Source organism: Streptomyces sp. NPDC008079 (assembly GCF_042957385.1).
Classification (GTDB): Bacteria; Actinomycetota; Actinomycetes; order Streptomycetales; family Streptomycetaceae; genus Actinacidiphila.
In genome coordinates this window covers 148947-168994 of the sequence record NZ_JBIBIC010000011.1, presented here as the reverse complement: position 1 = coordinate 168994, position 20048 = coordinate 148947, and the positions used below count along the sequence as shown (strand labels likewise).

Sequence of the window (20048 nt, the reverse complement as noted above, 5' to 3'; positions counted from 1 at the left end):
CCTCCCCGTCCTGGCCGCATCCCCTGCCGGCCCCCGCCCGCGGCGCGCCGGCCACCGTACGGCCGTCGCGTATCCGTACGGTACGCGCAAACGCCGTGGACGGTACGCGCAAACGCCGTGGCCCGGACCCGTGGGAACGGATCCGGGCCACGAGGGGCCACGAAGGCCGCGAACGGCGCGTACGCGGAGCGACGCCTCAGTGCAGCTCGGTGATCTCCGGGCCGCGGCGCAGCGGGTCGATGCCGTCGCCGAACTTCGACGGCTCGCCCTGCTCGGTCGGCGCGGCGCCGTCCGGCACCATCTGCGCGTCGTTCGGCAGCTTCAGCACGATCGGGTCGCGCGGCGCCATCGGGGTGTCGCCGCGCAGCACCACGGTGTCGCGGAAGACGGACTCCAGCACACCGGCGGCGGCGGGCTGCACCGCGCCCTGGCCGGAGATCACCCCGCGCAGGAACCAGCGCGGGCCGTCGCAGCCGATGAACCGCACGAGCTGCACGCCATTGGTGCCGTCGGGGAGCTGGACGGGCACCTGGGCCCGCAGCTCCCAGCCGAGCGGGCCCTCCAGCTCGTCGACGATGCCGCCCTGCTGGGTGATACCGGCGGCGATCTCCTCGCGGACCTCGCCCCAGATGCCCTCGGACTTGGGGGCGGCGAACGCCTGGAGCTGCACGGCGCTGTCCCGCAGCACCACGGTCGCGGCGACGATGGACTCGCCCGCGACCTCGACCCGCAGCTCCATGCCCTCGACTCCGGGCACGAACAGTCCGCCGAGGTCGACGCGGCCCTCGCCGGGCTCACTGACCTCGCTCAGGTCCCACGGGCCGTCGGGCCTCGGGGCGGGCGGAAGGTTGTACCGGAGGGACTCACCGGAGTCGTCCGACTCCTCGGCGTCCTCGACCTGCTCGTCAGGGCCTGCGGCCTCGTCGAGCTCGTCGAGGTCGTCTTCGCGCTCCTTGCGACGACGGAACACGGTCACTGTCCTTCCCGGTCTGCAACGACCGATGCGAATCCGACTCTGGACGTGTCGGCCGACGGCGTCTCCACCGCGGCATGACCCCCCGTGGAGCCGAAGCCCCCCGCGGCCCTGGCAGAGCCGGGCAGCTCCGCCACCTCATGGAAACGGACCCGCTCGACCTGCTGGACGACCAGTTGGGCGATCCGGTCACCCTTTTCGAACCGCACGGTCTCGCGCGGATCGAGGTTGACGACGATCACCTTGATCTCTCCACGGTACCCGGCATCCACCGTTCCCGGGGCATTCACCAGGGCCACACCGCAGCGCGCTGCCAGCCCCGAGCGGGGATGCACGAAGGCCGCGTACCCGTCGGGCAGGGCGATCGACACCCCGGTGGGCAGGACCGCGCGCTCACCGGGCGCGAGGTCCGCCGCCAGCGTGGTCGTCAGGTCCGCGCCCGCGTCACCGGGATGCCCGTAGGACGGTACGGGCACGGACTCGTCGAGCCGGTGCAGCAGTACGTCCACCGGCTGTCGCTCTGTGCTCACGGGTTCACCTCGCTGACGAGGCGCAGCGGCTCACGGCTCATGGGTTCACCTCGAAGGCGCGGGCGACCTTCACCTGGTCGGGGTCCGACATCGCCGCGCGGATCTCCTCCGCGCGGCCGTTCTGCGTGAAGTGGTCGAGCTTGACCTCGACGAACAGCGCCTCCGCGCGGACCGCGACCGGCCCGTCGTGGCCGCCGATCCGGCCCTCGGCCGAGCTGTAGATCTTGCGTCCGGCGACCGCGGTGCAGCGCGCCGACAGGTACAGCGTGGCGCCGACCGGGACCGGGAGCAGGAAGTCCGACTCCAGCCGTCCGGTGACGGCGATGGCGCGCAGCATCCAGTTGACCGAGCCCAGCGTCTCGTCCAGCGCGGTGGCCAGGACCCCGCCGTGGGCGAGGCCCGGCGCGCCCTGGTGGGCGGGCTTGACGGTGAACTCGGCGGTGACGCTGACGCCCTCGCCCGCCCGCGCCGCCAGGTGCAGCCCGTGCGGCAGACCCTCGCCGCAGCCGAAGCACTGGTCGTAGTGCGCCCCGAGCAGCTCGCCCGGCGCCGGGGCGTCCGGGTGCCGCGTGGGCGCGGTGGCGTCGGGCGGCGGCGTCAACGACGACCGTCCGGCGCTTCTGGGTGTGTTCGCTCCACTCACGCCCGAGACCCTACCCTTCCGCGGGATCCTTTCCCTGCCGGTGTCCGTTGGTCCCGGGGGAGCCGCCCGGCGGCCGGCGGAAACCGCCCCCTGTACCACCCTCGTACCGCCCCCGCAGTCCCCCCGTTGTCATCTGGTAGCACCGGAGCGCGCGCATGTCCCCAGGAGTAGGCCAGTCCGTCGTCGTCACCGGAGCCGGACGCGGCATCGGCCGTGCCATCACGCTGGAGCTGGCGCACTGCGGCTTCGACGTGATCGGCACGGTCCGCAACGACCGGGACGCGCGGGCCCTGCGCGCGGCGGTCGACCGTACGGGCGCGGCGGTGCGCACCGCGGTGCTCGACGTGGCCGACGCGACGTCCTGCGTCCGGGCGTTCACCGAGATCGCCACGATGACCGACGGCGGGCCGTGGGCGGTGGTCAACAACGCGGGGTTCGCGCAGCCGGGCGCGGTGGAGGACGTGGACGACGAGCAGGTACGGCGCCAGCTGGAGACCAATCTGGTGGCGCCCGCGCGGATCGCCCGCCTGGTGCTGCCCGCGATGCGGGACCGGCGGGCGGGCCGGATCGTCAACGTGTCGTCGATCGCCGGGCGGGTGTCGCTGCCGATGCTCGGCTGGTACTGCGCGAGCAAGCGCGGCCTGGAGTCGGTGACGGACGCGCTGCGGATGGAGACCGCGCCGTTCGGCGTGCAGGTCTCGCTGATCGAGCCGGGCTCCTACGGCACCGGGATCTGGGAGACCGGCGCCGGGCTGCTGCCCGACGAGCGGGCGTCGGCGTACCAGGAGCAGTACGCGGCGGCCGGGGACGTGCTGCGCGGCAGCCGCGACCTGCCGGGGCCGCGCCCGGTGGCGCTCGCGGTGCGCAAGGCGCTGACCGCCCGGCACCCGCTGCCGCGCTATCTGGTGGGCGGCGGCGCCCGCTCGACCGCGGTGCTGGACGCGGTGGCGCCGACGGCGGCCTCCGACTGGGCGAAGCAGCTCGCCACCGGGCTGCGGCAGGCACCGCCCAGGGTCACCCGTGCGCTGGCGCGCCTTCGCGGCAGATAGCACAGGACCGCATGGCAGTCTGGTGCCATGCAGCCTTACGACGAACGTCTCACCGTGCCGCGCTCCTGGTGGTTCCTGGCCGCCGGGGTGGGTGTGGCGATGGCGCTGATCCTCTTCCCGTTCGGCCCGCTGCCGATGCTGGCCGGGCTCGCGGCCGGCGCGGCCGTCGCCATGATGGCGGTCAGCTCGTACGGGTCCGCGCGGATCCGCGTGGTGGCGGGTTCGCTGGTGGCGGGCAAGGCCCGGATCCCGCTGGCGGCACTGGGCGAGGCGACCGTGCTCGACGCGGCGGAGACGGTGGCCTGGCGCTCCCACAAGGCCGACCCGCGGGCGTACATGCTGCTGCGCTCGTACGTGCCGACGGCGCTGAAGGTCGACGTGACCGATCCGGACGACCCGACGCCGTACGTCTATCTGTCGACGCGTTCGCCGAAGCGGCTCGCGGAGGCGCTGAAAGCCGTGAAGGCGCCCCAGTAGGACCGGCCGGGCCGCACGGTGCCGGGCGGCCCCCGCGAGGGCGCCCGCGGCCGGTCAGGGCTCGATGGCGGGCGGCTGCCACAGCGTGCCGGTCAGGGCCGCGTCGGCCGGTGCGCCGACGGCGGGCAGCTCGGGCCACGGGAGCTGCGCGGCGCGCAGGTCGTGGCGGATCCGCTGGGCGAGCTTGCGGGTGTCGCGGCGGTTCATCACCGCGCCGACGGCCGCGCCGATCATGAACGGCGTCAGCGTCGGCATATTGCGCAGCGTGCGGCGCAGCAGCCGCTGGCGCATCTCCTTCTTCATGCTGCTGCCCAGGGCCACGTTGACCGTGGAGAGTTTCAGCACATCGATACCGCGCTGTTCGGTCCAGGACCACAGATACGCGGTCGCGCGCTCCCGGGAGTTGCCCGGGACACGCAGTCCGTAGACCTCGTGCAGTTCCGCGATGAGTTTGAACTCGACCGCGGCGACGCCGAGCGTCTCGGCGGTCAGTTCGGCCGGCATCGCCGGCGGGGTGGGCAGCATCGCGGCGGCGCCCACACCGGCGCCGACGGTCATGGTGCCCTTCACCGCGGTGGCGATCAGCCGGTCCGCGATGTCCTCGGGGCCGAGACCGGGAAACTGCCCCCGCAGCGTCGCCAGGTCACGCACCGGGATGCGCGGGGCGACCTCGATCAGCCGCTCGGCGACCGAGCCCATGCCCGCCATCGCCTTCCTGCCGCCGTAGCGCGCCCCGCTGCGTATTCCGCGCGCCCCGCGCGCGGTCGTGGCCGCGAGCGAGGCCCTGCGGCCCCGCTCGTCGCCTTCTCGGCCTTCCACCCGGCCTTCCGTCGGACCCTCCACCGGGCCTTGTGCCCGGTCCTGGTCCTGCGCCCGGCCGGCGTCGTCCGCCCGGCCGTCCCGCCGTGAGCCCGTCACCGCGCCCGCGGATCAGGCCGCGCAGTCGCGGCAGATCGGGTTGCCGTTCTTCTCCGCCGCGAGCTGGCTCCTGTGGTGGACCAGGAAGCAGCTCATGCAGGTGAACTCGTCGGCCTGCCTGGGCAGTACGCGAACCGACAGTTCCTCATTGGAGAGGTCGGCGCCCGGCAGCTCCAGGGACTCCGCCTGGTCGAACTCGTCGACGTCCACCGCGGAGGTGGACTTCTCGTTCCGCCGGGCCTTCAGTTCCTCGATGCTGTCCTCGTTGACGTCATCGTCGGTCTTGCGTGGGGTGTCGTAATCCGTAGCCATTTTTCGCTCTCCCCCTGTGGGTGTCTGCGGTGTCTCCAGCGCACGTAACGCGCGGGAGGCCGGACTTGTGCCCGACCCGAGGCGGAGATTTTGCCTCACATCAAGGCCTGTTACTCAATCGACACCCAAGGTCGCCCCCGAAGGGGTGATCGCACGGGTGGCCGATCGTCACTCGCGACAGTCTGAAAGTCGTATGTCGCGGGTGCCATCACGTGTACTTCCCGTGATCATGACCTGGGGAAACATGGATTTTCCGGTCTTTTTCCCCAATGTCTTGATCACTGTGTGTAGGTGTCCCTCCGATAGCATGTGCTGTCGATCACAACGGTTCCCGGCGGGGAACAGACCGCGAAATTTCTCGCATAGCGAACACTCGTCGGTGCTGTCGTCGCCGGTGGCCGTCCTGGGCGTGACGCGGTTCACAACGGGATCGCGACCCGCATGACCAGGCCGCCTCCCTCGCGCGGCTCGGCCACGATGACGCCTCCGTGCGCCCGTGCCACCGACCGCGCGATGGACAGTCCCAGTCCCACCCCCTTGTCACTTCCCGTCCGCTCGGTACGCAGACGCCGGAACGGCTCGAAAAGGTTGTCGATCTCGTACGCCGGAACGACCGGTCCGGTGTTCGCGACCACGAGCAGCCCCTGGCCGCCCTCCACGGCCGTGGAGACGTCGACCCAGCCGTTCTCCGCCACGTTGTACCGCACCGCGTTCTGTACCAGGTTCAGGGCGATCCTTTCCAGCAGCACGCCGTTTCCCTGGACGACCGCGCCGTCGAGCCGGGAGCGCAGCTCCACGCCCTTGCCCTGTGCCTCGGCGCGGGTCTGGTCGAGCGCCCGGGAGGCGGCCTCCGCCAGGTCCACCGGCTTGCGGTCCACGATCTCGTTGTCACTGCGGGCGAGCAGCAGCAGGCCCTCGACCAGCTGCTCACTGCGCTCGTTGGTGGACAGCAGCGTCTTGCCGAGCTGCAACAGGTCGGCCGAGGCGTCCGGATCGGAGAGCTGGACCTCCAGCAGCGTCCGGTTGATCGCCAGCGGTGTGCGCAGCTCGTGCGAGGCGTTGGCCACGAAGCGGCGCTGGGCGTCGAAGGATCTCTCCAGCCGGTCGAGCATCTCGTCGAAGGTGTCGGCCAGCTCCTTCAGCTCGTCGTCCGGGCCGTCCAGCTCGATCCGGCGCTTGAGGTCGGAGCCGACCACGACCCGCGCGGTCCTGGTGATCCGCCCGAGCGGCGCGAGCACCCGCCCGGCCATCACGTAGCCGAAGACCAGCGCGACCACGGCCAGGCCGATCAGCGCCAGCAGCGAGCGCTTGAGCAGCACATTGAGCGCCGCCTCGCGCTGGACGGCCATGCACTGCGCCAGGGCGGAGTTGAAGCGCCCCGAATCCGTCTCGTTGATCAGGCTCGGGCAGGTGTTGCTGACGATGTTGACCCGGCCGCTGTTGACGGTGAACAGCGGCTCGCTGCCCTGGTGCAGGGCCTGGGCCGCCAGCAGATAGATGATCCACAGCAGCAGCACACCGGCGATCAGGAACATGCCGCCGTACAGCACGGTCAGCCGTATCCGGATGGTCGGGCGCAGCCAGGGCAGCGGGCTCTCGCCCGGCAGCGGGTCCCAGGGGGGCCTGGGCGGGTTCGGCGGGGCCGAGGGCGGTGCGGGCGCGGGGGAGCCGGCGGAGGGGGACGCCACGCGGATCAGATCCGGTAACCGGAACCGGGGACCGTCACGATCACCGGAGGCTCACCGAGCTTGCGGCGCAGTGTCATGACGGTCACCCGCACCACATTGGTGAACGGGTCGGTGTTCTCGTCCCACGCCTTCTCCAGCAACTGCTCGGCGGAGACCACCGAGCCCTCGCTGCGCATCAGCACTTCGAGGACCGCGAACTCCTTGGGCGCCAGATGCACCTCCGCGCCGTCCCTGAAGACCTCGCGGCGGTTGGGGTCGAGCTTGATGCCGGAGCGCTCCAGGACCGGCGGCAGTGCCGCGGTCGTACGACGGCCCAGCGCGCGGACCCGCGCGGTCAGCTCGGTGAAGGCGAAGGGCTTGGGCAGATAGTCGTCCGCGCCCAGTTCAAGACCCTCGACCCGGTCGCTGACGTCACCGGCGGCGGTGAGCATCAGCACCCGGGTGGGCAGGCCGAGATCGACGATCTCGCGGCACACCTGGTCGCCGTGGACGACCGGGAGGTCGCGGTCGAGGACGACCACGTCGTAGTCGTTGACCCCGATCCGCTCCAGGGCGGCGCCGCCGTCGTAGACCACGTCGACGGCCATCGCCTCGCGGCGCAGCCCGGTGGCAACCGCATCGGCGAGCAGTTGCTCGTCCTCGACGACCAGTACGCGCAAGGCGCTGTTCCTTCCAGAGCGGGGGGACATGAGCGGTCCTGCGGCGGCGCGGAGCCGCGGCCGGAACGGCATGAGCTGTGCGAATGCTCCACCATCCTGCACCTGAGGACCGTAAATCGGCGGTAAGGGACCGACGACGGAATATTCCTCCGGCCGACGGAGGTTTCCGCTCCGAAGCGGGTGGGCAAGACGACTGCACACCCACCCACCACGCCTCGCCACGCGTTTCCCTCGCGTGGTACCTGGCTTGACACACCCCGTGTCAACGACGACGACGAGGGGGCGCCTAATGGACGCGTTCACCACCGGAATCCTCCAGCGCATACACAGCACGGAGACCGATTTGCGCCGGGCCCGGGAGACAGGCGACGACTTCCTCGCCGACGTCGAGCAGGCGGAACTGGAAGACCTCCGCCGACTCGCGTCGGAGAACGGCGTGGACGTACGGCCGAAGGTCGCCTGATCCACACCGGCTGACCCCGAGCCGCACGCCCCGGACACCTCACAGGTGCCGGGGCGTTCGCATGTCTACGCGCGAATATCAGCCGCTCATCGGACGGTCGGCGTGACACGCGCTGGGAGCGCTGCGAGCCCCGCGGGGTCCTACGAACGCGGCGAACGCCACGGTCCGGCCCGCCGCCCCCGCCGCCGTGCCGACGCTCTAGTCGTGCCAGGCGCCCAAGCCGTCCAGCAGCTCCTGGAGCGGTTCGAAGAGGCCGCCGGGGGCCGCGACCGTCAGCTCGCCCGAGGCGGCCTCTCCCGGCCGTCCACCGGTCAGCGCGCCCGCCTCGCGGGCGAAGAGCGCCCCGGCCGCGAAGTCCCAGGGGTTCAGGCCGCGCTCGAAGTACGCGTCCAGCCGCCCGCAGCCCACGTCCGCGAGGTCGATGGCGGCCGAGCCGCCGCGCCGGATGTCCCGGACCCGCGGCAGCAGGGCGCTCACCACCGTCGCCTGCGCCGCCCGGCGCTCGGACAGGTAGCCGAAGCCGGTGCCGACCAGCGCGTGCGAGAAGGCCGGGGCCGGACGGCAGCGGGCCCGCTCGCCGTTGACGAACGCGCCGCCGCCGCGTACCGCCTGGTACGTCTCGCCGCGCATCGGGGCGGCCACCACACCGGCCACCGCCTCGCCGTCCACCTCCGCGGCGATGCTCACCGCCCAGGACGGCAGGCCGTAGAGGTAGTTCACCGTGCCGTCGAGCGGGTCGATCACCCAGCGCACCCCGCTGGTGCCCTCGCTGCTCGCGCCCTCCTCGCCGAGGACGCCGTCGTCGGGGCGCAGACCGCTGATGTAGGACGTGATCAGCTTCTCGGCCGCGATGTCCATCTCGGTGACGACGTCGATCGGGCTGGACTTGGTGGCGGCCACGCCCAGGTCGGCGGGGCGGCCGTCGCGCAGCAGCTCACCGGCCCTGCGCGCGGCTTCCAGGGCGATCTCCAGCAGCGCGGCGGGCTCGGTCGACGACGCGTCGGGGGTGGGGCTCAACGGGGGGCTCCTTAGTCGGTTCCGGTCACAGCCGGTCTCCGGGCGGGGTCGGTACCTGTCGGTCGTGTCCCGCCGCCCGGCTCCGGTCGGTACCGGTCAGTCGGTTCCGGCGGCGGCGGGCAGCGGGGTCCTGGCCGGGCAGCAGCCCGCGGGACAGATGTCGTGGCTGGGACCGAGCGCGCCCAGCGCGCAGCGCGCCGGGGCCGCTCCCCGCTCGGTCGCGGCCCGCTCCAGCACCAGGTCGCGCACCGCGGCGGCGAAGCGCGGGTCGGCGCCGACGGTCGCGGCGCGGCTGACCGGCAGCCCCAGCTCCGCGGCCTTGGCGACGGCCTCGGTGTCCAGGTCGTACTTCACCTCCATGTGGTCGGAGACGAAGCCGATCGGCACCATGACGACCGCGGGCGCGCCCTGCGCGTGCGCCTGCTCGAGGTGGTCGCAGATGTCCGGCTCCAGCCACGGGATCTGCGGGGAGCCGCTGCGCGACTGGTAGACGAGCTGCCACGGCCGGTCGACGCCGGTCGCGGCGCGTACCGCGTCGGCGATCACCCGGGCGGTGTCCAGGTGCTGCGCGACGTACGCGCCGCCGTCGCCGTGGCCCTCGACGGGTCCCGAGGTGTCGGCGGCCGAGGTGGGGATCGAGTGCGTGGTGAAGGCCAGCCGGGCGCCGTCGCGTACGTCCGCGGGCAGCGCGTCCAGCGCGGCCAGCGTCGCGTCGGTCATCGGCTCGACGAAGCCGGGATGGTTGAAGTAGTGCCGCAGCTTGTCCACCCGCGGCACCGGGTGGCCCTCTTGGGCCAGCACGGCCAGCGAGGCGGCCAGATTCTCGCGGTACTGCCGGCAGCCGGAGTACGAGGCGTAGGCGCTGGTGGCCAGCACCAGGACCCGGCGGTGGCCCGCCCGCGCGATCTCCCGCAGGGCGTCGGTCAGATACGGCGCCCAGTTGCGGTTGCCCCAGTAGACCGGCAGGTCGAGGCCGTGCCCGGCGAAGTCCTTGCGGAGCACGTCGAGCAGTTCGCGGTTCTGCGCGTTGATCGGGCTGACGCCGTCGAAGAGGAAGTAGTGCCGCCCGACCTCCTTCAGCCGCTCTTTGGGGATGCCCCGGCCGTGGGTGACGTTCTCCAGGAAGGGCACGACGTCGTCGGGTCCCTCGGGGCCGCCGAAGGAGAGCAGCAGCAGGGCGTCGTACGGCCCGGCGTCGTGGGGGTCGCGCTGAGGCGGCTGATCGGACATGTCATCGATCCTGCCACCCCGCGACGATCTCGCCGCGCTCCGCCTCCCCGGGCGGGTGCGCCCGGTCACGCGGTGGCTCGCGGTGGCCGCCGCGGGCGCCCTCCGCGCGGTGGAATCCGCGCGGTGGAATCCGGGGCGCCGCGCGGCACAATTCGGTTGCGCGGACTCGTAAGCTGTACGCGCCAGCTACGTTCCTTACCGAGAATTCGGCGACGCCGCCGGGAGCGCCCTTGTCCAGCCCCTATCGCGCGATCTTCACCGCTCCCGGCACCAAGGCGTTCTCCGCCGCCGGGCTGATCGGGCGGATGCCACTGTCCATGCTGGGCATCGGCATCGTGACGATGATCTCCCAGGTCACCGGGAGGTACGGGCTCGCGGGCGCGCTCGCCGCCGCGCTGGCCCTGTCGGGGGCGGCGATCGGACCGCAGATCTCCCGGCTGGTCGACCGGTACGGACAGCGGCGGGTGCTGCGTCCCGCGAGCGCCGTGACGGTGCTGTCGGTGGCGGCCCTGCTGATCGCGGTGCGGGCCGGTTCGCCGGACTGGGTGTACTTCGTGTGCGCGGTCGGCGCGGGCTGCACGCCGAGCATGGGCGCCATGGTGCGCGCCCGCTGGTCGCGGATCCACCGCGGCTCTCCCGAACTCCTGCACACCGCCTACTCCTTCGAGTCGGTGGTGGACGAGATCGTCTTCATCCTCGGGCCGATCCTGTCGATCGGGCTGTGCACGGCCTGGTTCGCGGAGGCGGGCCCGCTGCTGGCCGCGGTCTTCCTGGGCACCGGCGTACTGCTGCTGACCGCGCAGCACGCCACCGAGCCGCCGCCGCATCCGCGCGACCGCCTCTCGGACCGGTCGGTGCTGCGCGAGCCGGGGCTGCTGGTGGTCACCGGCGTCTTCGTCGGCACCGGGGCGCTGTTCGGCGCGGTCGACGTGGCCACCGTGGCCTTCGCGGACGAGCGCGGGCACAAGGCGCTGGCCAGTCTGGTGCTGGCGACGTACGCCCTGGGATCGTGTCTGGCCGGGCTGGTCTTCGGGCTGATGACCCCGCGCGGGACGCCCACCGGGAGGTTCCTGCTGGGCATCGCGTTGATGACTGTGAGTATGATCCCGCCACTACTGGTCGGAAACTTGCCGTTTCTGGCCGTGGCGCTGTTCTTCTCGGGCCTGACCATCGCTCCGACGATGGTGACCGCGATGGGCCTGATCGAAGGGTTGGTACCGCGGACGAAACTGACCGAGGGCATCACGTGGACCTCCACGGGGATGGCGGTCGGGGTCGCCGCAGGGGCCTCGGTGGCGGGTCGGGTGATCGACTCGCACGGGGCGTCGGCGGCTTTCGCGGTGCCCGCCGCCTCGGCGGTCCTCGCCGTGGCGGTGGCGTTTCTCGGGTATCGCCGGCTCAAGCCGGCGCCGGAGCGGGAGGGGCCGCGCGATGAGCACGACGGGCAGTACGGCACGCACGACAAGCAGGGCCGAACAGAAGGCGTGGCGTAACTGGGCGGGGAACGTCTCCGCCCGGCCGGCGCGGGCCGTGGCGCCCGCCTCCGTGGGCGAACTGGCGGCCGTGCTGCGGCGGGCCGCCGAGGACGGCCTGCCGGTGAAGGCGGTCGGCTCCGGGCACTCCTTCACCGCCGCGGCGGCCACCGACGGGGTGCTGATCCGCCCCGAGGGGCTGACCGCGATCCGCGCCATCGACCGCGCGGCGGGCACCGTCACCGTCGAGTCGGGCGTCCAGCTCAAGCAGTTGAACGCGGCGCTGGCCGCCGAGGGCCTGTCGCTCACGAACATGGGCGACATCATGGAGCAGACGGTGGCGGGCGCCACCAGCACCGGCACGCACGGCACCGGCCGTGACTCCGGTTCGATCGCCGCCCAGATCACCGCGCTCGAACTGGTCACCGCCGACGGCTCGGTGCTGACCTGCTCGGCCGAGGAGAACCCCGACGTCTTCGCCGCCGCCCGGATCGGGCTCGGCGCGCTCGGCGTGGTCAGCGCCGTCACCTTCGCCGTCGAGCCGGTCTTCCTGCTGACCGCGCGCGAGGAGCCGATGGCGTTCGACCGGGTGATGGCGGAGTTCGAGCAGCACGCCACGGAGAACGAGCACTTCGAGTTCTACTGGTTCCCGCACACCGACAGTTGCAACACCAAGCGGAACAACCGCAGCCAGGGCCCGGCCGCGCCCGTCCCCGCCGTACGCGGCTGGATCGACGACGAGCTGCTGTCCAACGGCGTCTTCCAGGCCGCCTGCGTGGTCGGCAGGGCCGCGCCCGCCGTCATCCCCGGCATCGCCAAGCTCTCCAGCCGCGCCCTGTCGGCCCGTTCGTACACCGACATCCCGTACAAGGTCTTCACCAGCCCGCGCCGCGTGCGCTTCGTGGAGATGGAGTACGCGGTGCCGCGCGAGGCGGCGGTCGACGCGATCCGCGAGCTGAAGGCGATGGTCGAGCGGTCCGACTTGCGGATCAGTTTCCCGGTGGAGGTACGGGTCGCGCCCGCCGACGACATCGCGCTGTCGACGGCGTCCGGCCGGGACAGCGCGTACATCGCGGTGCACATGTACCGGGGCAGCCGCTACCAGGAGTACTTCACCGCGGTCGAGAGGATCATGACCGCGCGCGGCGGGCGCCCGCACTGGGGCAAGATGCACACCCGCGACGCGGAATACCTCGCCTCGGCCTATCCGCGCTTCGGCGAATTCACGGCGCTGCGGGACCGGTTGGACCCGGACCGGCGGTTCACGAACGACTACCTCCGGCGGGTGCTGGGCTCGTAGTCGCTTCATACGGGAAAGTCCGCATTTGCACTCGGCGCGCAACCCTTTCGTGTGAGCCGTGCCACTCAACTCCCGCGCTCCTGGCCCAGATTCGACGGCGCGGCAGCCCACCCCGCTGGCCCAAATGGAGTACCGTGGCGAATCCTGGCTCCCGGTTGCCCGTCCGGGTGGTCGGTAGCTGGTCCGGAACGGCGGGAGGGGAGCCCGACGGCACTCGTCCCGGGGTGCCGCGATCGGTCACGCTGAGTGGCCAATCGACCACCGTCCCATAACGGCGTGTCACCGTGTCACCCCGACACGCCGGGTAACTCTGCAAGGTTGTGGCACGCTGCACCCGGGCAGGCCACACTCGTCCAACGGGAGCAGCGACGCACGTGACGTCGGCAGGCACCACCCGGGAGGTAACCGTGCCCGAACTGCGGGTTGTGGCCGTCAGCAATGACGGCACACGACTGGTGCTCAAGGCTGCCGACAGCACGGAATACACACTCCCCATCGACGAACGGCTGCGCGCCGCCGTCCGCAACGACCGGGCCCGTCTCGGACAGATCGAGATCGAGGTCGAGAGCCATCTGCGGCCCCGCGACATCCAGGCACGTATACGTGCGGGTGCGTCGGCGGAAGAGGTCGCGTCGATGGCCGGCATCCCGGTCGAGCGCGTACGGCGCTTCGAGGGTCCCGTCCTGGCCGAGCGCGCCTTCATGGCCGAGCGGGCCAGGAAGACGCCCGTACGCCGCCAGGGCGAGAGCACCGGGCCCCAGCTCGGCGAGGCCGTCGCCGAGCGGCTGTTGCTGCGCGGCGCGGAGAAGGACACCGTCCTGTGGGACTCCTGGCGCCGCGACGACGGCACGTGGGAAGTCCTCCTGGTCTACCGGGTGGCCGGTGAACCGCACTCCGCGAGCTGGACCTACGACCCGCCGCGCCGCCTGGTCGCGGCCGTCGACGACGAGGCCAGGGCGCTGATCGGTGAGAACGCCGCGCAGCAGGAGAGCACGAAGGAACCGAGCTTCCCCTTCGTGCCCAGGATCGCCCGCCTGCCGCGCGACCGGCCTCTCGACCGGGCCCTCGACCGGCAGTTGGAACGGCCCGACCGGCCGGACCGCGCCGACCGCGAGGCCCGTGCCGAGGACCGGCCGGAGCCGGAGGAGCGCGACTCGCTGACCAGCCTGCTCGAAGCGGTGCCCAACTTCCGCGGCGACATGGTCGTGCCCGCGCCTCCGCCGGGCCCGCCGGGTCCTCCGGACGTCGTGCCCGCCGTGGAGCCGGAGGAGGAGACCGAGGAAGAGGCGGCTCCGGCCGCCAGCGCCGGGTCCGCCTACGCCGACGTCCTGATGCCGCGCGCCGTCGCCGGTCACCGCGACCGTCTGGTCGGCACCACCGACCGCCAGGCCGAGGCCGACGGGGTCCGCCCCGGACGCCGGGCCACGGTGCCGAGTTGGGACGAGATCGTGTTCGGGAGCAGGCGCAAGAAGCAGGAGTAGCGCGGGTGGCGCGCGGCTTGGACAGACCGGGAGCCGACGGCCGTCAGGGGCAGCCACCTTGGTGGCTGCCCCTGACGCGTTGTGCGGCGGCTCGCGTGTTACCGGGTCGCGTGCGGCCGGTACGGGGCCCTGCCCGGGCCTGGTAGGGAGTGTCGCTGGGGTCAGCCCGGCTGGGGGCCGGTGGCGACCGGGTTGGCCGGGTCGGCGGACCATTCGCTCCAGGAGCCGACGTAGAGCGCGGCCGTGATCCCGGCCGCGGCGAGGGCGAGGACCTCGTGGGCGCCGGAGACCCCCGAGCCGCAGTAGACGCCCACTTCGGCGTCCGGCCCTGCGCCCAACCCGGTGAAGCGGTCGGTGAGTTCGGCGGCGGGCAGGAACCGGCCGTCGGCGCCGGTGTTCTGCGTGGTGGGTGCGTTGACGGCGCCGGGGATGTGCCCGCCGACGCGGTCGATCGGCTCCGAGTCGCCGCGGTAGCGCTCGGGTGCGCGGGCGTCGAGGAGCACCCCGCGGCGGGCGAGGTCGGCCGCCGCGGCCGCGTCGAGCAGCGGCAGGGCGCCGGTCGCGGGCACGAAGTCCCCCGCGTCCCCCGCGGGTTCGTCCCGGCTCAACGGGTGTCCGGCCGCGGTCCAGGCCGCGAGGCCGCCGTCGAGGACGCGCACGCGGGTGTGCCCGGCCCAGCGCAGCAGCCACCAGGCGCGGGCCGCGCCCCAGCCCTGCCAGTTGTCGTACACGACGACGTCCCGGTCGCCGCTCACCCCGGCCCGGCGCATGGCGGCGCCGAACTCCTCGGGGTCGGGCAGCGGGTGCCGTCCGCGGGCCCCGGCGGGCCCGGCCAGTTCGGCGTCCAGGTCGACGTACCGCGCGCCGGGTACGTGGCCTTCGAGGTAGGCGGGGTGGCCGGGAGGGCCGCCGAGCTGCCAGCGCACATCGAGCACGGTGACGCCGTCCCGCTCTGCGGCGGAAGCGAGTTCGGTCACGGAGATGAGGGGTTCCATACGCACATTGTGGTCGACCGGTCGTAGCCGCCGTACGGCGGGACACCGTACGGCAACGGCCGCGAAACGGAAGCGACATGACATTTCGGTTGCCGCGCGGCACCAGGGTGATGAATGCGGCGCGGTCACGGCGCGCGCCGCTCCGGGTGGTGCGACGATCGGCTGTGCCACACCATTCCCGACCGGCGGGGCACGCCGTGCCGGCTGCCCGCCAGGAGACCGTAGCCATGACCGAGGTACCGAACCGTCGCCCACCTGGCACCCCTTGCTGGGTCAGCCTCATGGCGCACCGGGCCGACCTTGCGCGCAGTTTCTACGGCGCGCTGTTCGGCTGGGAGTTCGTACCGGGACCGCCCCAACTGGGCACGTACGCCCTCGCCGAGCTGGACGGCCGCCGCATCGCGGGTATCGGCGAGGGGTCGCCCGAGCCGCACCGGCCGGTCGCCTGGACCACGATGCTCGCCTCCGACGACGTCGACGAGACCGCGGAACTGGTCCGCGAATGCGGGGGCACCGTCGGCATCGGCCCCCTCCAGGTCAACGACGAAGGACGGCTCGCCCTCGCCGTCGACCCCTCGGGCGCCGTCTTCGGCGTCTGGCAGGGCGGACTCCTCGGCGGCGCCGAGGCCACCGGCGAGCCCGGCACCCTCGCCTGGAGCGAGTTGGTGACGCGGGACGCGTCGCTCGTGGGCAAGTTCTACGAGGCCGTCTTCGGTCTCGAGGCCGAAGACGCCGCTTCCGACTCCGACGACGTCCTGCTCCGCGTCGGCGGCCACCCCGTCGCCGCGATCCACGGTGTCGGCTCCCGCGTCCCGCGCGACCGAGGGGCCCACTGGACGACCCACTTCGCCGTGGCGGACGTCGATGACGCCGCCGCCCGCGTCACGGCCCTCGGCGGCCACGTCATCCACCCCGCCCACCCGTCCCCCCACGGCCGCACCGCCACCCTCACCGACCCCGAAGGCGCCCCCTTCACCCTCCAGAGCCCGCCGTAGCCCCCGTCCCCCTCGCAACGCGCCGCGGCCCGCCCCTGCACCTGCTGGGGCGGGCCGCGCTGTGTGCGCCGTGAGGGCGCGTCGACCGTCAGAACATGGCCGACGAACCGCCTATGACGGACGGGATGCAAATGGAGGCGAAGGCCGCGAAGGCGACCACACCGCACACAACGCCGACGACCTTGGCGGCAAGTGACTGCTTCATGTCTCTTTGTTCCTCGTTCTGTTGAAGAAATGAGGGTGCTGAGGTACAGCGGGAGAGACTGCCCGAACGATCATCAACCGCGCAAGCTAGGGCCAATGCGCTGATCTTGGACATATGTCATTGGCACCTGCTTCAGGCATATGCAAAACTGCATGCGATGCGTGAACCCGTCGCGGCCCGGCCGCACTTAGCAGAAGGCACCGTCGCGCGAGCGAACCTTCGGGGATTTCCCGCGTGCGTGAGCGCGGAGGTGGTATGGCCCCGTGACGCACCGTCGTGTCATGCTCACTCTTCAGAGCGTGCCCATCGGCCGGAGGGGCAACGATGGAGGTTCATCTTCTTGGCGCGGTCGAGTTATCGGCGCGAGGCTCGGTCGTACGGCTCGGTTCGGACAGAGAACGCTGTCTGCTCGCGTCGCTCGCTCTCGACGTCGGCCGCCCGGTCAGTCAGGACGTCCTCGTCGGGCGGCTGTGGGACGACGAACCGCCCAAGACGGCCCGCGCCAACCTCCACACGTACATCTCGCGGCTGCGGCACGCCCTGCGCACGGTCGGTGCGGCGACGGCCCAGCGCTCCAAGCCGCCCGCGGTGATCACCCTGCGGGCGCACACGTACACGCTGGAAGCGGAGTCGGAGAGCGTCGACTGGCACCGGTTCGTGCGGCTGTCGCGGGAGGCGGCGGTCGCCGCGCGAGCGGGGGAGGACACACGGGCGCTGGACGGCCTGGACGCGGCCGAGGGGCTGTGGATCGGTGAGGCGCTGGCGGGACTGCCGGGAATCTGGCCGCAGTCGGCGCGGGACATGATGGCCGAGCGGCGGCTCGCCACGGTGCACACCCGGCTGGCGCTGCGCCTACGGCTCGGGCACTTCGCCGATGTCGTCTCCGAGGCATCGGAGCTGACAGGCCGTCATCCGCTGGACGAGACCCTGGCACGGCAGTTGATGGTCGCCCTCTACGCGGTCGGGCGGCATGCCGAGTCGCTGGCCGTCTACCAGCGGGCCCGCACCCTCTTCCGCGCCCAGCTCGGCAGTGAGCCGGGCGAGCCCCTGGCACGGGTGCACGGACAGATCCTGCGCCGGGCCGCGCTCCCCGACCTCATCCCCGGCCTGCGCCCTCCCGCGCCGCGGCCCTCGGCGCCGCCGACGGCCGAGCCCGTCGAGGTGACCGCACCGCCGGTACGGGCCGCGCCGCGCCATCTGCCCAGCCGAAGGCAGGAGTTGGTCGGCCGGGAACAGGAGATCAGCCGTCTCTTACGGGCCGGGAACCGGTCGGGCGGCTCGGGCTGGGTCATCGCCATCGAGGCCATCTCCGGCATGGCGGGCGTCGGCAAGAGCACCCTCGCCCTGCACGCGGCCCACCGGCTCGGCGACAGCTTCCCCGACGGCTCGGTCTTCGTGGACCTTCGCGGACACTCCGTCGCCCAGTCGCCGTTGACCACCGAGGAGGCGCTGGCCGCACTGCTGCGGGGCTTCGAGGTACCGCCGCAGGAGATCCGCCCCGACCTCCAGGCGCGCACCGCGCAGTGGCAGACGCTCGTGGCGGGAAAGCGCGCGGTCATCGTGCTGGACGACGCCGCCGGCACACGGCAGGTGCTCCCGCTGCTGCCCGACGGCTCACCCTCGCTCGTGCTGATCACCAGCAGGCACCGGCTGGTCGAACTGCCCGCCGCCCACCCGCTGTTCGTGGACGTGCTGCCGCTCGACGACGCCGTCGGCCTCTTCCAGCGGCTGGTCGGGCCGGAGCGCGCCACGGACACCGACCGGATCGCCGACATCGTGACCCGCTGCGGTCTGCTCCCGCTGGCCGTCGAGATCACGGCCAGCAGGTTCAAGGCCAGACCCTCCTGGGACCTGGACCATCTGATGGAGCGGCTGTCCCGCAGCCCCGGCAGACTCCAGGAACTGCGCGACGGATACCGCGAAGTGGCCGTCGCCTTCGAGATGTCGTACCACGCGCTCACCCCCGAGCAGCGCTCCGCCTTCCGCAGGCTCAGCCTGCACCCCGGGCCCGACTTCGGCCTGTACGCCGCCGCCGCGGTCATCGGCGAGCCGCTGGACCGCACCGAACGCCTCATCGAGGACCTGCTCGAATACTGCCTGCTCCAGGAGCCCCGGACGGAGCGGTACCGCTTCCACGACCTGCTCGGCGAATTCGCCGCCACGCTGGCGGGGCTGGAGGAGCCGGCGGAGGAACGTGACGCGGCCCTGAGGCGGTTGGGCGGCTACGCGCTACGGGCCGCCGACCGCGCCGACCGGCTGCTGCACCCGCACCGCAACCGGCTGGGACAACTCGCACCGCAGGGACGGGTGAGCGTCCCCCGTATGGCGGACGCCGCCGCGGCCCGCACCTGGCTCGGCGCCGAACTCGAAGGCGCGCTGACGGTCGAACGCGGCCTCCGCCAGCAGGGACACGTCCGGCAGGCGGCTCAACTGGCCCACGCGTTGGGCGAACTGGCGGACTCCGAGGGCTACTGGCGGGAAGGCGTGACCATGCACGAGGCCGCCGCCGCGCACTGGCGGGCCGCCGACCATCCGCGGGCGGAGGCCCGCGCGCTGCTCGACCTGGCCACCGCCCACGCCCGCGTGAGCCGCTACCCGCAGTCGGCCGAGGCCGTCGAGCGCGCCCTCGCCCTGGCCCGCGGCTGCGAGGACGACGTCGTGACGGCGGAGGCGCTCGGGCAACTCGGCGTCCTGCAATGGCATGTCGGCGAATACGACGCGGGCCTGGTGCTGCACCAGGAGTGCCTGGAGCTGCGGCGCCGCTCCGGTGACATCCGCGGCTGCGGCAGGAGTCTGAACAACGTCGGCATCGTGCACCTCTCCATGGGCGACTATCGCGGCGCTCTGGAGAACTTCACCGCCGCGCTGGCGGCGGTGCGCGAGGCCGGTGACGTCGAACTCCAGGCGACCTTCGTGAACAACCTGGCCGAATTCCACCTCAGGACCGGGGACACGGACTCGGCCCGTGCCTGCTTCAAGGAGGCCCTGGCGATCGGGGCGGTCGTGCTCAGCGAGACCGACCGGGCGGTGATCAGGACCAATCTGGCCGTCGCACTGGGGGAGTTGGGCGACCCGGAAGCGGCCCTGGAACTGGGCAGGACGGCCCTCACCACCTTCCGCCGCACCGGGGGCGTACGGCACGAGGCGCACGCCCTCAATGTGCTCGGCAAGGTGCTGCTGGGCGCGGGCCTGTGGCAGGAGGCGAAGGCCCACCACGAGGACGCGCTGCGTCTGGCCCGGGGGATCGGCGCCAGTCACGAAGAGGCCGCGGCCCTGCGCGGCACCGGAACCGTGGAGCGCGCCCTCGGTGAATTCCCCGAGGCCCGGATGCATTTGGAGGCCGCGGCGGCCCTCGCCCGGCGCATTCAGGCACCCGAGGAGGAGGCGCTGGCCACCGACGTACTGGCCCGGCTGCTGTGGGACGAGGGACGGGCGGAGGAAGCCCGCGCGTTGTGGCGGCACGCCCTGGCCCTTTTCGAACCGCTGAATCCGCTGGAGGCGGACCGGATCAGGCGCTCCCTGGCCCGCGACGACCAGGACGGCTCCGGCTGGTGGCCGAAGGAGGCGTAGGCGCACGGAGTACCGAGCACGGGCATCGGACGGCGGGACAGCAGGGCCGCGTTTGCGCGCGGCCCGACGGC

General features: G+C 72.5%; 18 protein-coding genes. 8 read left to right on the top strand and 10 right to left on the bottom strand.

What is annotated here, in order from left to right:
• Positions 1-196 precede the first annotated feature (196 nt).
• From ACFZAM_RS23350 to ACFZAM_RS23340, 3 genes are read right to left on the bottom strand one after another with little or no spacing between them, the layout of a single operon-like run.
• A complete protein-coding gene (locus tag ACFZAM_RS23350) occupies positions 197-970 on the bottom strand; it encodes a DUF3710 domain-containing protein (protein WP_355338451.1) in 774 nt (257 codons plus the stop codon).
• 2 nt (positions 971-972) lie between these two features.
• The gene (gene dut, locus ACFZAM_RS23345) at positions 973-1503 is read right to left on the bottom strand and encodes a dUTP diphosphatase (RefSeq protein WP_188282019.1); all 531 of its coding nucleotides are present in this window, start codon (positions 1501-1503) and stop codon (positions 973-975) included.
• Positions 1504-1540: 37 nt separating this feature from the next.
• Complete coding sequence (locus tag ACFZAM_RS23340) at positions 1541-2146, bottom strand: PaaI family thioesterase (RefSeq protein ID WP_355338454.1); 606 nt, start codon at positions 2144-2146, stop codon at positions 1541-1543.
• A gap of 155 nt (positions 2147-2301) precedes the next feature.
• On the opposite strand from ACFZAM_RS23340, the gene ACFZAM_RS23335 reads away from it, so the two are divergent.
• Both ACFZAM_RS23335 and ACFZAM_RS23330 read left to right on the top strand, forming a co-directional pair.
• On the top strand, positions 2302-3195 hold the full coding sequence (locus ACFZAM_RS23335) for an SDR family oxidoreductase (RefSeq protein WP_355338457.1): 894 nt from the start codon (positions 2302-2304) through the stop codon (positions 3193-3195).
• A 27-nt stretch (positions 3196-3222) separates the two neighbouring features.
• Positions 3223-3672, top strand: a complete 450-nt coding sequence (locus ACFZAM_RS23330; protein WP_355338460.1) for a DUF3093 domain-containing protein — start codon at positions 3223-3225, stop codon at positions 3670-3672.
• A gap of 54 nt (positions 3673-3726) precedes the next feature.
• Here ACFZAM_RS23330 and ACFZAM_RS23325 read toward each other — a convergent pair whose 3' ends face one another.
• The 4 genes from ACFZAM_RS23325 to ACFZAM_RS23310 all read right to left on the bottom strand — a co-directional run bounded on the left by ACFZAM_RS23325 (position 3727) and on the right by ACFZAM_RS23310 (position 7249).
• Positions 3727-4491, bottom strand: a complete 765-nt coding sequence (locus ACFZAM_RS23325) for a hypothetical protein (RefSeq protein ID WP_355338463.1) — start codon at positions 4489-4491, stop codon at positions 3727-3729.
• A gap of 111 nt (positions 4492-4602) precedes the next feature.
• Positions 4603-4902, bottom strand: a complete 300-nt coding sequence (locus ACFZAM_RS23320; RefSeq protein ID WP_103884889.1) for a DUF4193 domain-containing protein — start codon at positions 4900-4902, stop codon at positions 4603-4605.
• Between the two features lie 419 nt (positions 4903-5321).
• Positions 5322-6590, bottom strand: a complete 1269-nt coding sequence (locus ACFZAM_RS23315) for an ATP-binding protein (RefSeq protein ID WP_391048904.1) — start codon at positions 6588-6590, stop codon at positions 5322-5324.
• A 5-nt stretch (positions 6591-6595) separates the two neighbouring features.
• Positions 6596-7249 (bottom strand): response regulator transcription factor, encoded by a 654-nt coding sequence (locus ACFZAM_RS23310; RefSeq protein ID WP_188282025.1) that lies wholly within the window; start codon positions 7247-7249, stop codon positions 6596-6598.
• Between the two features lie 289 nt (positions 7250-7538).
• Here ACFZAM_RS23310 and ACFZAM_RS23305 point away from each other — a divergent pair, with 289 nt between their 5' ends.
• Positions 7539-7712 (top strand): hypothetical protein, encoded by a 174-nt coding sequence (locus ACFZAM_RS23305; protein WP_188282026.1) that lies wholly within the window; start codon positions 7539-7541, stop codon positions 7710-7712.
• 198 nt (positions 7713-7910) lie between these two features.
• On the opposite strand, the gene ACFZAM_RS23300 is transcribed toward ACFZAM_RS23305, so the two are convergent.
• Together ACFZAM_RS23300 and ACFZAM_RS23295 are read right to left on the bottom strand one after the other, a co-directional pair.
• On the bottom strand, positions 7911-8729 hold the full coding sequence (locus ACFZAM_RS23300; protein WP_355338470.1) for an inositol monophosphatase family protein: 819 nt from the start codon (positions 8727-8729) through the stop codon (positions 7911-7913).
• Between the two features lie 96 nt (positions 8730-8825).
• Complete coding sequence (locus ACFZAM_RS23295) at positions 8826-9959, bottom strand: ferrochelatase (RefSeq protein ID WP_391048899.1); 1134 nt, start codon at positions 9957-9959, stop codon at positions 8826-8828.
• 230 nt (positions 9960-10189) lie between these two features.
• On the opposite strand from ACFZAM_RS23295, the gene ACFZAM_RS23290 reads away from it, so the two are divergent.
• The 3 genes from ACFZAM_RS23290 (at position 10190) to sepH (ending at position 14212) form a co-directional block, all read left to right on the top strand.
• A complete protein-coding gene (locus ACFZAM_RS23290; RefSeq protein ID WP_391048896.1) occupies positions 10190-11452 on the top strand; it encodes an MFS transporter in 1263 nt (420 codons plus the stop codon).
• Positions 11391-12731 carry a D-arabinono-1,4-lactone oxidase gene (locus tag ACFZAM_RS23285; protein ID WP_355338479.1) on the top strand — a complete coding sequence of 447 codons (1341 nt, stop codon included), beginning with the start codon at positions 11391-11393 and terminating at the stop codon, positions 12729-12731. Before ACFZAM_RS23290 ends, ACFZAM_RS23285 begins: the two co-directional genes overlap by 62 nt.
• Positions 12732-13105: 374 nt before the next feature.
• Positions 13106-14212: a septation protein SepH gene (gene sepH, locus ACFZAM_RS23280; protein ID WP_355338482.1), complete on the top strand. Its 1107-nt coding sequence runs from the start codon at positions 13106-13108 to the stop codon at positions 14210-14212.
• A 161-nt stretch (positions 14213-14373) separates the two neighbouring features.
• Here sepH and ACFZAM_RS23275 read toward each other — a convergent pair whose 3' ends face one another.
• Complete coding sequence (locus ACFZAM_RS23275; RefSeq protein ID WP_391048891.1) at positions 14374-15207, bottom strand: rhodanese-like domain-containing protein; 834 nt, start codon at positions 15205-15207, stop codon at positions 14374-14376.
• A gap of 227 nt (positions 15208-15434) precedes the next feature.
• Between ACFZAM_RS23275 and ACFZAM_RS23270 the strand changes: the two genes are divergently transcribed.
• Both ACFZAM_RS23270 and ACFZAM_RS23265 read left to right on the top strand, forming a co-directional pair.
• Positions 15435-16202: a VOC family protein gene (locus tag ACFZAM_RS23270; protein WP_391048888.1), complete on the top strand. Its 768-nt coding sequence runs from the start codon at positions 15435-15437 to the stop codon at positions 16200-16202.
• Between the two features lie 529 nt (positions 16203-16731).
• Complete coding sequence (locus ACFZAM_RS23265; protein ID WP_391048885.1) at positions 16732-19977, top strand: tetratricopeptide repeat protein; 3246 nt, start codon at positions 16732-16734, stop codon at positions 19975-19977.
• The last annotated feature ends 71 nt before the right edge of the window (positions 19978-20048 follow it).